12 protein-coding genes are annotated in these 13800 nt (G+C 38.7%); 3 read left to right on the top strand and 9 right to left on the bottom strand.

Annotated elements, in window-relative coordinates:
* The first annotated feature begins 691 nt into the window (after positions 1 to 691).
* Both ACE1CA_RS29880 and ACE1CA_RS29875 read left to right on the top strand, forming a co-directional pair.
* The gene (locus tag ACE1CA_RS29880; RefSeq protein WP_413280229.1) at positions 692 to 1423 is read left to right on the top strand and encodes a GNAT family N-acetyltransferase; all 732 of its coding nucleotides are present in this window, start codon (positions 692 to 694) and stop codon (positions 1421 to 1423) included.
* Between the two features lie 303 nt (positions 1424 to 1726).
* Complete coding sequence (locus tag ACE1CA_RS29875; RefSeq protein ID WP_413280230.1) at positions 1727 to 2173, top strand: hypothetical protein; 447 nt, start codon at positions 1727 to 1729, stop codon at positions 2171 to 2173.
* A 53-nt stretch (positions 2174 to 2226) separates the two neighbouring features.
* Here ACE1CA_RS29875 and ACE1CA_RS29870 read toward each other — a convergent pair whose 3' ends face one another.
* The 6 genes from ACE1CA_RS29870 to gor form a co-directional block, all read right to left on the bottom strand.
* Positions 2227 to 3372 (bottom strand): histidinol-phosphate transaminase, encoded by a 1146-nt coding sequence (locus ACE1CA_RS29870; RefSeq protein WP_413280231.1) that lies wholly within the window; start codon positions 3370 to 3372, stop codon positions 2227 to 2229.
* A gap of 38 nt (positions 3373 to 3410) precedes the next feature.
* Entirely contained in the window at positions 3411 to 4058 is a 648-nt protein-coding gene (locus ACE1CA_RS29865; protein ID WP_413280232.1) for a YqiA/YcfP family alpha/beta fold hydrolase, read from the bottom strand.
* Positions 4059 to 4178: 120 nt separating this feature from the next.
* On the bottom strand, positions 4179 to 4676 hold the full coding sequence (locus tag ACE1CA_RS29860) for a Spy/CpxP family protein refolding chaperone (RefSeq protein ID WP_413280233.1): 498 nt from the start codon (positions 4674 to 4676) through the stop codon (positions 4179 to 4181).
* Positions 4677 to 4682: 6 nt separating this feature from the next.
* Positions 4683 to 5195, bottom strand: coding sequence for a hypothetical protein (locus ACE1CA_RS29855; RefSeq protein ID WP_413280234.1), 513 nt, complete (start codon positions 5193 to 5195; stop codon positions 4683 to 4685).
* Positions 5192 to 5776 carry a sigma-70 family RNA polymerase sigma factor gene (locus ACE1CA_RS29850; RefSeq protein WP_486517586.1) on the bottom strand — a complete coding sequence of 195 codons (585 nt, stop codon included), beginning with the start codon at positions 5774 to 5776 and terminating at the stop codon, positions 5192 to 5194. Before ACE1CA_RS29850 ends, ACE1CA_RS29855 begins: the two co-directional genes overlap by 4 nt.
* A 219-nt stretch (positions 5777 to 5995) precedes the next feature.
* Positions 5996 to 7396 (bottom strand): glutathione-disulfide reductase, encoded by a 1401-nt coding sequence (gene gor / locus ACE1CA_RS29845; protein WP_413280236.1) that lies wholly within the window; start codon positions 7394 to 7396, stop codon positions 5996 to 5998.
* A gap of 44 nt (positions 7397 to 7440) precedes the next feature.
* Between gor and ACE1CA_RS29840 the strand changes: the two genes are divergently transcribed.
* On the top strand, positions 7441 to 9051 hold the full coding sequence (locus ACE1CA_RS29840) for a mechanosensitive ion channel family protein (protein WP_413280237.1): 1611 nt from the start codon (positions 7441 to 7443) through the stop codon (positions 9049 to 9051).
* 59 nt (positions 9052 to 9110) lie between these two features.
* Here ACE1CA_RS29840 and ACE1CA_RS29835 read toward each other — a convergent pair whose 3' ends face one another.
* From ACE1CA_RS29835 to ACE1CA_RS29825, 3 genes are all read right to left on the bottom strand, one after another.
* A complete protein-coding gene (locus ACE1CA_RS29835) occupies positions 9111 to 9974 on the bottom strand; it encodes a HEAT repeat domain-containing protein (protein ID WP_413280238.1) in 864 nt (287 codons plus the stop codon).
* Positions 9975 to 10051: 77 nt separating this feature from the next.
* Entirely contained in the window at positions 10052 to 12286 is a 2235-nt protein-coding gene (locus ACE1CA_RS29830) for a tetratricopeptide repeat protein (protein WP_486517585.1), read from the bottom strand.
* Between the two features lie 146 nt (positions 12287 to 12432).
* Complete coding sequence (locus ACE1CA_RS29825; RefSeq protein WP_413279592.1) at positions 12433 to 13695, bottom strand: cation:proton antiporter; 1263 nt, start codon at positions 13693 to 13695, stop codon at positions 12433 to 12435.
* Positions 13696 to 13800: the final 105 nt, after the last annotated feature.

Below are 13800 nucleotides of genomic sequence, written 5' to 3'. Positions count from 1 at the left end.
ATCCCAGAAGAAAACGGTTTCATCACAGGGTCATTAACTGGTGAAAAATTTTAAAAGCAGCAAATAGCAATTCTGTTTTATTTTTCCCTTCATTAACTCCAATTCACTACTCATCACCAAATATTTTACGATTCATGTAGTGTAAGCACAGTTTCCGTAGAAATACGCTTTACAGAATCGAGTATCCTGACTCAGTTATGAGGTGTCAAGAGTATTTCCTGAAACCGAAAGCCTGAGAATGGAACTTTTTACGAACTATTACCTAAATATTAAGGAGAAAACACATTAACACTGGTAAGCGTTAGGCTATTTTAAAGAAATGCCAAGTTTAGCATTGCTAAGCTCAACTTAGCTTTAAGTGATACACCCTTATGTACGATCCTAATGCAGTTGGCAGTGACAATCACTAATCGTAGTTTATCCAACTTGGGATTGTCAGTGATTAAATTGGCTCTCAGGTACTTGTGGTGGAAAGGAATGCAAGGGGTAGGGGCAATACATGAATTGCCTCTACTGGTGACTGGAATTACTGATAAATCAAGCATTCTATTAGTCAGTCAGGTTTACTTACCACTTTATGTATGTAAGAGCATTAAACTTAAGCATAACCTGTTCCTTGTTAAGAGTTCCCTTCTTGTGCCAAAATGTCCTGCTCGCTTACCGATCGCCAAACGTCAAATAGTAAATCGTTGTGAAGCTCTTGTTCTGGTTCCTCAAAAACTCTCAGCAAGAACCGGAGGTAATTTTGTCTGGTTCTTCTCCTTTCCAAATCCGTGCGGCTAAAACCGAAGATTTAAGCTATTTAGCGGAAATCCTGGCTAATAGCTTTCATTCTCAGGGAGGCATTACTGGTTGGTTTTATCCCCTGTTTCGCTTGGGGATTTATGAAGATTTGCGCCATCGCTTGCAGTCTAGTTCGTCGCGTTATGTTTGTCTGGTGGGGGTCTACAAAGATTCTCGATGCGGCGATAATCAAGACCGACTCTGGGTTGGGCAAGAAGTACGAGGGGATTGTGTGGTGGGAACGGTGGAAATGTCGTTGCGATCGACTAATCCTTGGCAGTTCTATAATTCCTCTGGCTATCCCTATCTGTCTAATTTGGCTGTACAGACTGAGTACCGTCGTCGGGGTGTGGCGAGGCAATTATTGCTCAATTGCGAGCAAATTGCTTTAAATTGGGGCTATCAAGACCTCTATTTGCACGTACTAGAAAACAACCACAAGGCAAGAGGGCTTTATACTCAGTTGGGCTATCGGTTACACCAAATAGATTCTAATTGGGCTTGTTTGTTGTTGAAAAAACCTCGACAATTGTTGCTACATAAGCGTTTAACTGGTGTGGAGGGGCAGAGGAATCTTGAGACAAGGGGACAAGGGGACAAGGGGACAAGGAGACAAGGGGACAAGGGGACAAGGGGATAGGGAGAAGTTTATTAACTTGAAACTTTTTCTTTAACTCTGTACGGGCAATTCCCTAGTCCTCAGTCCCTAAAACCAGGATTTTTCACCCCAAGTGTTGGAGAGCCATTTATCCTTTCTTCTTTCGGTTTTCTGGTGCTAGTACAACTCAGATCTGGCACCAAGAGGCAGAGCCTCTATTTTCGTTCCCAGGTTGAACCTGGGAACGAGGATCTGGGAGGTTCTACCTCCCCTGTGCCAGATCTGAGACAAGACGATCGAGATTATGCTAAAAATTAACTATTGACGGTTGAGCAAATAGGTGATATGGCTGAGGAATACGAAAATCTCACGGCTGCTGAAATTACGGAGCATTTGCAAAATGGTAGCTTACTGACGATTAATCGTTGTAAGCGGAATGGTTTAATCATCTATAAACCTCATCATGCAGAGTTTGCTGGGCCTGGGGCTGCTGTTGGTGGTAATTGTGATTTAGACTGCCAAAGAGTAATTCCTGTGGGCAATCTTTCTTTGATTGTTCCTGAAAATTTTGACGATCGCCAAACTGCTTATAAAATTCGCATTCAATGGCTCCGATTAATGAAAAAGTCTACAGAATATGACGATCCTCTACAACGGGCTGAAAAGTTAATGTTTCAGTTTGAAAACTTTTTTGATTCCCAAACTTTGGAACAATTACCGGATCAAGCTTTTGCTCTGTTGGTAGGTGTTTTCCCTCAGACTATTAGAACAGCGAGGTCTAAGGATAGTTAGGTAAGAGGCAGAGGAGATAATTTAAGATTGAGAGTTTTTTGTTAATTCAAATCTTAAAATTCAAAACTTTCTAAGGTGGTTTTTAGTCTTTGGATCGATCGCTGATTCTCTTCTGGTGTACCTACGGTAATTCGTAATCCTCCGCTAATTTGTCTGATCAAGGTTCCTTGAGATTTTAGTTTCTGAGTTAATGCTGTTAACTTAGCAGTTTGATCTTTGTTAGTTGGAGTGAGGCGGAGATAAATAAAATTAGCAGCACTAGGCCAAATTTTTAAGGCTGGATGTCCTGATAAACTGTTAATTAGTTGTTCTCTTTCTGCCAATATTTGCTCAATTGATGCGAGTATTTCTTGGCGATAATTCAGGGCAAATAAGGCGGCTGCTTGAGAAAAACTGGGCAAATTGTAGGGTAAACGAACTTTTTCTAAAGCGGCTGTTAGTTGGGGATGAGCGATCGCATAACCAACGCGATGAGTTGCTAATCGAAAGGCTTTCGAGAAGGTTCTCAAAATCATCCAATTGGGATGTTTTGCTAATTGAGGCGCGACTGTATTTCGACTAAATTCAAAATAAGCTTCGTCTATTACTACTAATATATTTTCTGGTAAATTCTGCAACCAATCTAATTCTTTTGCTGTTAAAGGATTAGCGGTAGGTGAGTTAGGATGAACGACAAAAATAAGGCGAATCGGTGGGTTTTGGGTTTGCTCAATTGCTTGTTGTGCTGCGTGTAAATCTATTTCAAAGTTAGTCTCGGAACGTCCGACTGTGACTACAGGAATCCCCAATGTTTGAGATATAATTCCATACATGGAAAAGGTAGGATTGGCGATTAAAACTGTACCTTCTCCTTTTAAACAGGTGGCGATTAAAACTGAGCGAATCAGTTCGTCTGAACCGTTGCCAACAGAAATATTATCTAAGGTAATGTCAGAGATTTGGGCGGATTCGTTGACATATTCAGCGCTCGCGTTTTTTAATGCAATATAACTCCCATCAGGATAGCGATTATTCTCAATTACTTGCTGATATGTCCAACTCAGTTTTTCCTTTAATTCGCTAGGCAAATCAAAGGGGCTTTCGTTAGAATCTAAGCGATCTAAGGTAATATCTGATTTGACTGGTTCGCCAGATGTGCCTCCTGGGTGGGGTTGATAAGCAACTAGTTCAGCGAAATCGGAACGAATAAAGCTAAGCATGGAGACTGGAAATTAGAGTTTAGGTTTAAATTTTACCTCTAAACATTGTTCAGTTGGCAGAATGTGGAAATTTCTTGCCAAATTTCTGGTAAAACGTTGGCGAGGGAATGATCGCTGTCTAGTTCAATTAATTTTACCCAAGGGCGGGAGGCGGCGAAGTCTCTACTGGCTTGAATTGGGATAACTTCATCTTTGATACCGTGAATAATTAAGGTAGGAATTTGTCGTTGAATTTTGGTTTCTGGGTATTGATATAAGTCAGTTACAAAGTCGTAACTTAAGGGGAGCGATCGCTTTTCCCCATAATGATAAACTGATAAAAATTTTTGCGATCGCCAATTAGTAACTGTTTGTTCGCCTAAAATAGAAAGCCACAGAGAAAGAAAAGTAAAAGCTGGTGCTAACAGGACTAATTTTTGACATTGTAGTTCAGTTTCGCCTAACCAAGCTGATGCCAATCCCCCAAAACTAGAACCAATTAAAGTTACTGGTGTTGGTGCGGGAGGAAAAGTTGCTACTACTTGACGCAGTTGGCGCGTCATAGTTAAATGAGTAAAGTCGGATTGATTTAAGTCAGGAATTGTTAAGGGAATTTGGATTTGGGAAAAGCGATCGCGCAAGTAATTAGCTTTGACTGAATTAGGACTAGAAGCAAAACCATGTAGGTAAATGTATTCCGAATTCATTTAATTTCAGATTAAGAGAATTAAGAAAAGGAAGCATTAACTCAGTGTAGCAAGAGGCTCCAGCCTCTTTCTTTCGTTCTCAGGTAAACCTGGGAACGAGATTAGGAGATTTGGGAGGTTCTACCTCCCTGGTGACTGCATTTCTGGAAAACCATAATTACGATTTTTCCGCATTTTGATTCGATTTTGTAAATTTTGCGCTACCTGACGACGTTGTTCTGGATTTAATACTTCGCGCATCTCTAAGATACTTTCAAAGCGTAAATTTCCCACTTTTTGTTTTAAGGCTTCAACTTGGCGATGTTTTTGCCGCAAGCTGTCTATGGTAGCATCGCTTCCTAGCATTTGACCTAACTCAAATTGAGCTTGGCGCAAAGCTTTTGTAGATTCAACAATTTGGTTTTTATATTTATCACTAATTGTCTGCATTCTTTGAGCTTGTTCTGCTGTGAGATTCAGTTTTTGAATCCATTTGGGAACATCTTGATTAGAAGAGTTATTAGGTAGGTTGGGATTTGGGGAATTAGTTTGAGAAAGCCAAGGTTTAGGGTGAGCAATGGCAACCGCGCTAATTGATAAGGTTAAAAATGCGATCGCAGAAACACGGCTAAATAACATTATTTTCTATCTCCTTGTAGTAACTAAATTTGTCGCCCTAGTTGGGTAATAAGCCTTTGATTTAGCCAGAGTTAAGTACTCATTTTGCATAGTTTCCACTGTCGTTTCTGACAAATTATTAGTAACGACACCACTCCAATTATTTTCTAAAAAACTTTCTATTTTTACAAGTTCTTTGTGATTTGGTCTTTGAGTTTCATCGGGGAAATAATTGTATTTACTAGCCAAATTATTATTAGGTGATACAGTAGCAGAAGTACTAGTCAAAGGGCTTCTTTCTCGCAAATAATTGCCAGCAAACATTAAGGCTAAACTAGCAGCAATAGCGGGAGGAACTAACCATAATTGACGATGACGAGAAGTATTTTTTGGGGAATGATGATGCAGTTGGGGGGTAGGAGAAGAAGCGATCGCTTGAAAAAGTTTTTCTTCCAATTCTGGATCGGAAGGGGGAATTTCTGGGCGATTTTGCCGCAAAAAATTTACTAAGCGTTGGTCATCATTTGGTAAGTTACTCATAGCTGAACTCCTTGTTTCTGGAGAAATTGCCGCATGGCAGCACGGGCATGAAATAGGCGAGATTTAACAGTTCCCACCGGAATACCCAAGATTTGGGCTACTTCTTTTTGCGGAACTTCCTCTAGGTCATGTAAAACTATGACAGCCCGATGTTCTAAACTTAGCTGTTCTAGGGCACGTCGTACTAAATCCTGGTAATGTAATTGCATCAGGTCAGGCGCTGGCGATTGTGATTGTTTTGGGTCTTGAGTTTCTAATTTGGTATTAAAATTGCGCTGTTGAGCAAATTGCCGTCGCTGATCGCAGGCTACATTCCAAGTAATCCGATAGATCCAGGTCGAAAATTGGGCTGTCTGACGTAGTTGCGGCAGACCTTTCCACGCTCGCAGGAACACTTCTTGCACTAAGTCATCGAGCATGGATGTTCCGCAAAGTTGATAAAGAGTGGATCTGACTCGCTGGTGATAGCGCCGATAAAGTTGGCGAAAGCTTTGTTCATCGCCTTGTAAGCACTTTTCTGTTAAATCCGAGTCGGATATGTCTTCTGTTGGCACACCTACACCTGGCACAAGATAGACCAATGGTTTCTCCCTCACCCGCTTTCATCCTCAGTTTAGACTGAGTAGATGCGATCGAGGTTCAACTGTGGGGGTTGGGGACTGGGGACTGGGGACTGGGGACAAGGGGAGGGAAGAATTTAACACTTAAAGCTGTTCCCTGTTTCCGTTCTTTCGTTCCCAGGTTGAACCTGGGAACGAGATTTGGGAGGTTCTACCTCCTTAACTCTGCAAGATCTGAAGTTATCGCAAAGTTACGAATTCTTCGGCTGTGGAAGGGTGAATTCCTACTGTGGCATCGAAGTCTTTTTTCGTTGCTCCCATTTTAACTGCGATCGCTACACCTTGAATAATTTCAGCAGCATTTTCGCCAACTATATGAGCACCTAAAACTTTGTCGGTACTGCTATCAACTACTAATTTCACCAGAACTTTTTCATCTTTTCCGGTAAAACTATGGTACATGGGACGGAATTGTGCCCGATAAACTTTTACCGCATCTCCATATTTGGCTTTAGCTTCTAATTCATTTAAGCCAACTGTTGCGGCTTCTGGTTGAGAAAATATTGCAGAGGCAACAGTTTCATGGCTAAAAATTCGGGGATTATTGCCAAATTCAGTATCAGCAAAAGCTCGACCTTCGTTAATCGCAACTGGAGTTAAATTAATTCGGTTGGTGCAATCTCCCACTGCGAAAATGTTTGGTTCTGTGGTGCGGCTATATTCGTCAACTCCGATCGCACAATTGACTGTGTAACCATGCAAATTAGGCAAAGTAGGATCGTCACATTGGACTACTTCCACATTCGTATTTTCTAATCCGAGATGTGCTAAATTAGGCGCACGCCCAATGGCAATTAACACGGCATCTACGGTGATTTTTTCTTCAGTATTTTTGGCTTTGTCCAAATAGGTTATTTCTAAACCATCTGACACTTTTTCAATTTTGGGAATATAGGTATTGGTGACAATATTAATTCCATGTTTGGTCATGGCATCCTGAACACCGCTGCGGATTTCTTCATCGAAACCTCTTAAAATGCGATCGGTGCGAATAAACTGAGTCACTTGGCTACCGAGTGCATTCATAATGCAGGAAAATTCTACCCCAATATAACCTGCTCCGATCGCAGCAAACCGCTTTGGTTGTTCCGGCAAAAGAAATATTTCGCGAGAGGTAATACCGTATTCTTTAGCTCCCGGAATATCAAATTTAATTGCTTCTCCACCCACCGCAATTAAAATTTTATCAGCAGTTACTTTGCGTTCACCTATTTCTATGGTATGAGGATCTAATAAGGTGGCATCCCCTTGAATTAATTCAACCCCTGCTTTTTCTAGGAAACTAATGTGTAATTTACTCAGTCTTTTAACTTCGTTATCCACACTGGTGACAAGTTTTTTCCAATCAAAGCTAGGTTGTACTTCACTCCAACCGTAACCAACTGCATCTTCGTAATAATGAGCAAATTTGGAGGCGTAAACCATGAGTTTTTTAGGTACACAACCGCGAATCACGCAGGTACCACCGACGAGATCTCGTTCAGCTATGGCTACTTTTGCACCGTAACTAGCTGCACGTTTGGAAGCTGCTAATCCCCCAGAACCAGCACCAATGACAAAAAGATCGTAATCGTATGACATAAATTGTTATGCTCCCTAAATGAACATTTGTACGAGTTATGATTATGAGTTGGCTAATTGAGTTTAACTTGAGAAAAATGAAATCTCTGAAGATAATTACCCTAAGCTTTATTTTAGGTTGTGTTTTGTCTGTAATGCCTGTTTTTGCCCAACAAAATTCTACTGCTCCTGTTACTCTTGATGGACGACAGTTATTTAAGCTTAGCCAATTAAATGAGTTTGATGCAGAATTACGAGCAAATAATGCTAATCAAATCCTAAATCAGGCTGTGGAATCAGGCAACCCAGCCCAGGTAAAGGTGGAGAAAATCAATAACTTTCCTGTAATTCGGGTAAATGGTACTAATTTAGTTACAGTTACGGATAAAGATGTACCAGTTGGAGTTACCAAAGACGAGCAAGCGGAACGCTGGCAAAATATTTTACAAGCTGCGATTAACCAAGCGCAGAAAGAAAGAACACCGGAATATACTCGTTATGCAGCTTTAGTTTCTCTGGGTTCAATTTTGTTAGCAGTATTTTTAACTTTGTTGTTAGGTTGGTTGTGGAAATTTTGGTTAATTCCGTTATTTCCTGCGCCAGAAAGAGTGAGGGAAACTGCTGCTCCGCCAAAAGTTCATTTGTTAGCAAATCTAGTTTTAAGATTACTACAAATAGGAGTCTGGCTATATAGTTTGGTCTACATTGCTAATTTGTTTCCCAAAACAAGAGTGTGGGGTCAAAAACTCTCGAATATTATAACTTACACTTTAGCGGAACCGATCGTTAATTTAGGAAGTAATTCTTTTTCAGTTATTCAGATTGCTATTCTAATTGGGTTATTTTTGTGTCTTTTATCCTTGACAAAGGTTGTGCGGAATTTGTTGCGATCGCGAGTGCTTCATTTTACCGGAATGAACCAGGGGGATCAAGAGACGATCGCTACGATCGCCAACTACATTTTAGTTTGTTTTGGCACAATATTTTTGTTACAAATTTGGGGATTAGACCTTGGTTCATTAACCATTTTTGCTGGAGTTTTAGGCGTTGGTATTGGTTTAGGTTTACAAGGAATTGCTAGAGAATTTGTCAGTGGTTTAGTAATTATTTTTGAACGACCAATTCAAGTTGGAGATTTTATTAATGTCGGAGAATTTATGGGAACAGTAGAACGGATTAGCGTTAGAAGCACTGAAATTCTCACTTTAGAACGGCTTTCAATAATAGTTCCTAATTCTCATTTTCTAGAAAAAGAAGTAATAAATTGGAGTCATGGTAGCCCAGTTGCTTTAGTCAAATTACCTGTTAGGATTGCCTATAATTCTGATTTAAAAAAAGTTCGTCAAGCCTTACTTGATGCAGCCAAAGATCATCCAGAAGTAGTCTCCGAACCACCGCCAAACGTACTTTTCAAAAGTTACGGAGAAAATTATTTAAACTTAGATTTAATTGTTTGGATAACTGAACCGAGAAAACAGATTTTAATTAAAAGCGATATTTATTTTCGTATTGATGAAATTTTCCGAGAACGCAATATAGAAATTCCTTATCCTCAGCAAGAATTACATTTCCGTTCCGGTAATTTTCCAGTAGAACTTTCCCCAGAATTAGAAGCATCTTTAACTAAATTGTTCAATAACAAAGTTAATAGTTCCAATGAAGATGGAAAAATTTAAGTAAGCTAGAACCCCGACTTCTTTAAGAAGTCGGGGTTCTAGCTTACTAAGAAAAATATTTAAGTTCTAGGTAGTGGAGTTTGGCGAGGAGTAGGAGTAGGAGCAGTAGGAGTAGGATTAGTAAGAGGAGCGCATAAATTGGGTATTTGGGTACAGAAATTAGGACGAGGAGCGCATAAATTTGGAAGAGTACCACAAGGGTTTGGACGCAGGCGATCGCGTTGATTTTGTTGGTTCTGAACTTGAGAAATTTCTGTGTTAATTTGTCCTAAAGCTATAGCTGCACCTTTGCGAATTAAAGGATTTTTATGTTGCAATGCTTCTGTAAGTGCGGGTGTAGCGGTTGTACCAATTCCCCTTAAAGCTATACTGGCATTTAAGCGTATTTGTTCGTCATTATCTGAGAGCATTTCTATTAGTATAGGAATGGTTTGTTGAGCTTCTGCACCAATTCCCGCTAACGCAAAAGTTGCACCTTTCCGAACTAAAACATTCTCATCTTTTAATGCTTCAGTGAGTGCAGGAACCGCAGGCGAACCAATTCTTCTTAATGCTACAGCTGCATCTAATCTTACCTGTTCATCTTCATCTTTTAGCATGAAAATTAGTTGAGGAATTGCGGTTTTTGCTTCTGGTCCGATCGCGCCTAATGCAAAAGCTGCACCACCCCGAATTTGTTGTTCTTTCTCTTGTAATGCTGCTGTAAGTATGGGAATTGCAGGAACGCCGATTTTTCTCAATTCTCTGACAGTTTCTAAGCGTTTTACTTTGTCTGTATCCCTGAGTTTTTCCACATGAGAAATAATTTCAGAGTTGATGGTAGTTTGTGCTTTGACGTTTCCGATTAATGGCAGAATTACTGAAAGACAAATGAAAGCAATTTTAGGTGCGAGAATTAGTTTTTTGTGGGTATTGTTATTCATGAGAAGTCCTCTATTGTTTTAGATATAGACGAAGTATTTAACAAAAAGTTCTTTTGCAAGCTAGATCCCCGACTTCTTCAAGAAGTCGGAGATCTGTGTACGCTGTGATAAAATTCTTCGAGTGCTATTATAGGAGTTTTGTCGTTGTAAAGAGAGGTTTGGCGATGTTTAATTTTCTCGACAATCTTTTGTCTCCACTCTGATTGACAGCCTAATTTTACAGCTATTTGAATGTATTCGGTTGAATTGTTGGCAATTGTATCGGTAATTCCTAGCATTTTTAAAATGCCGTAAGTTTGACGCGATCGCATAAATTCACCTACGCAAGTAACTATTGGTAAGTTGCAAGCAATACTTTCTAATGTGGTGAGAAATCCAGTAAATCCAATTGTATCGAGAGAAATATCAGCTAATAAGTTAAGTTGGCGGTAATCTGGTTGATTTTGGCGGGGTAAAATTAGGCAATAATCGTCAAAATTCAAGTCAAATTTAGTAAATTCTTGTTGAATGCGTTGGCGAAATTGTTCGGTAATTTCATTTATGGGATGAGCAATAAAAACAAATTGCGATCGCCCTACATTTTGAGCAATAGTAGGAAAAATATAATCATATTGAGGTAGATATTTAAAAAGAGATTGGCAGGATAAGTAAATAATTGCATCTTCCCGCAATTGAAAGTCGGCGCGAGTCTTTGTAATTGCAGAAATTAGTGGTTTACTGTAGGAAATGCCAATGTTAGGTAAGCGAATTAATTGTTCGGAATAATGCTCTTGAGCATTTTCCGGTTCTAGTAAATCTGCCGATAAGTAATAATCAATTGTAGGCAATCCTGTTGTTACTGGATGTCCCCATGCTGCACATTGAATTGGTGCTAATCGCAATGTTGCAAGTTGTGTTATTTTGGGTGTCATGCCAATATCTAGAAATACGAGAATATGTAATTTATCTTCAGTAATCTGTTGGCAAGTAGCTTCTAAGTTATGAGGAATATGATGGAAGCGATCGCTAAATTTTTGGTATTCTTCTGTAATTTGGTCGATTTGATTGTTTATATAATAACAATAAACTTCAAAATCTCGTTTTTGATGATTTTTAATCCAATCTAAAAATACTGTGCCAACTGTATGCCAATGAAAACTATCAGAAACATAGCCAATACGAATTTTTTCAGCTTTTTCTAATGGGAGAATTCGTAGCTTTTTTGCCCAATGAGGGTAGTTAGCTGCCATTACTTGATGTACCAAATTTCCATAGATCTTTTGCAACTCTAAATCGTTGTAACCTTGATATTGTAAATAAAAGTTAGTGCGCCAACTAATAGCTTGTAGAGAATTTTCTTTTGATTCAATAGTGACTAAATTTATTGCTTGACATAACTCGGATAAACTTTGCACAAATCTTTGTCTATAGAATTGGATTTCCGATCGATCTTTATAGAGAATTGGCAAGATTCGCGCATTTTCTAATTTTAAAGTCAAATTATCAGGAAATAAGTTTAAAGCATCATTGATTAATTGAATTGCTTCTTGAGTTTTACCACATTCTTGTAAAGCAAGAGACAAGTGTAAGAAAAGATAAATTTCTCCTATTTCAGTATTGAGATAATTCCGAAAATGAATAATTGCTTGTTGATAATCTCCCTGATAATAAGCCGCATAACCAAAGTAAAAAGATGCTATCGCTGATTCATTTTTAGCGACAAAAGCAATAGCTAAATTATGCAAAATTAAATGGTCAAATGGTTTAAATTGTAAAGATGTTTGATAAGCGTTAATTGCTCTTTCAATCTGCTGCTGCATCATCAACAAATTACCCAAATATAAATAACTGAGATAATCATTTTTATCTAATTCTATTGTTTGCAAATATATAACTTCCGCTTGAGCAAAATTACCTGTTTCTGTGAGAAGTTTAGCTAAACTATGATAAGCTTCAATCCACTGAGGAGATAGTTCTATAACCTTTTGATAAGCTGCGATCGCTTCTTCAAGATAACCAATTTTTTCTAATACCAAACCTAAACTGTAATGTAATTTAGGGTTAACAGCATCAAAACTTAAAGCTTGAGATATAATTTCTAGTGCATCCTGATATTTCTCTTGATTAAAATACACCATTCCCAAACCATGCCAAGCTTCAGCACAGTCGCCATTTATCTGTAAAATCTCCTGATACTTTTCTCCTGCTTCCAGCAAATAACCAGCATTATAAAGTTCTGAAGCTTCTCTCAATATGGCATCTATAATAATCCTATTTGAGTTATCAACTCCTCCTTCTTTTCTCTCTGCGTTCTCTGCGTCTCTGCGGTTCATAAAAAATAAAATTACTTAGAAATAGGTATGTTGTTGCGCTTTAGCGCTCTTATTACTACTCTCGATAAGAGCGCTAAAGCGCAACAACTTACTAATGTTAATCTCAATTATTATAACTAGCAACTTGCGTTATTTAGTCTAAAATGTCAAGCTTTACCAACACCTGCTTCACTAGCAATTTTATCACGACGCTTTTCCAAACTTCGTTCGTACAACTTCATTAATGGTGTAGAACTAACACCGTGTAAAAGTACAGAAATTACGATCGTTATATAAGTAATCCAGGCAATTTGTTCCCCTAAATTATCTTTTAACCCTTCACCAAAAGCATAGCATAAATAATACAATGAACCAACGCCACGAATACCAAACCAGCCAAATAAGTAACGGGTGATTTGAGGATAACCACCTCCTATTGTACTAAGCCAAGCTCCTACAGGTCTAATCAGAAAAATTAACAGTGCTGCTACTAATAATCCTTGCCCAGCAAATTGTACAATTTGAGGTAATCTTAGGATGGAACCTAGTAATAAAATAGTCCCAACTTCCATCAATTTTTCAATTCTTTCTGTAAATTCTAATTGAGATAGGCGTTTTTCTGGATCTTGATAGCTACGTTGAGCAATAATTCCGGCAACAAATACGGCTAAAAATCCATATCCATTGACAATTTCTGTTAAGGAATATGTGAGTAAAATGATGCCAAGTGCTACAAAATCTTCCATTAATTCACCAACTGGGCGAAATTTTTGTAGTCGTTTGTCAATCCAAACTATTGCTTTTGGGACTAAAATACCCATAATAATACCAGCAGCAATTGCCCAAATTAAATCAATTGCTACCCACTGTTTAAACCAGTTTTCCCAATTACTATCTTTTAAAGAGTGAATACCAAAATAAACGAAAGGAAAAGCTAAAGCATCGTTTAAACCGCCTTCTGAGGTTAGACCAAAACGTAATTCTTCTTTATCTTCTACATGGGAAATTTGGACTTCTGAAGCTAATACTGGGTCAGTTGGTGCTAGAATTGCGCCTAGTAAAATTGCTGGACCCCAGTCCATTTTTAGGAGAAAATGTCCGACAGCAGCGATCGCAAAAATGGAAATAGGCATTAAAAGACCAATTAGCCGAACTGTGGAACCCCAAGCCATAGGATGCAGCGGTCGATTCATTTTTAATCCGCAACTGAAGAGGGAAACAATTACCACAAATTCGGTCAATCTTTCCAAAGTTTCAGCATCTGGACGCAATTGAATTAGATGTAATCCATAAGGCCCTAAAAATACGCCAACAATTAAGTATATTAAAGCAAAAGATAGGGGTAATCGGGCAATCCAACCAGAGGCTAAAGTAACAATTAGTAATAATAACCCGATAACTAGCAGGTCAAGAATATAGATGTCTACCATAGCGATCGCAGGTATATTGAGAGCAACTTTTTGACTTTACAAGGCAAACCTTTGCTCTCTAAATACCCTTTAGGAAGATATTTTAGTTACACTTCTCTATCTCTA

It is taken from the genome of Floridaenema evergladense BLCC-F167, assembly GCF_041929205.2.
In the GTDB taxonomy this organism is placed as follows: Bacteria; Cyanobacteriota; Cyanobacteriia; order Cyanobacteriales; family Aerosakkonemataceae; genus Floridanema; species Floridanema evergladense.
This window is presented reverse-complemented; position numbering and strand designations above follow the sequence as displayed.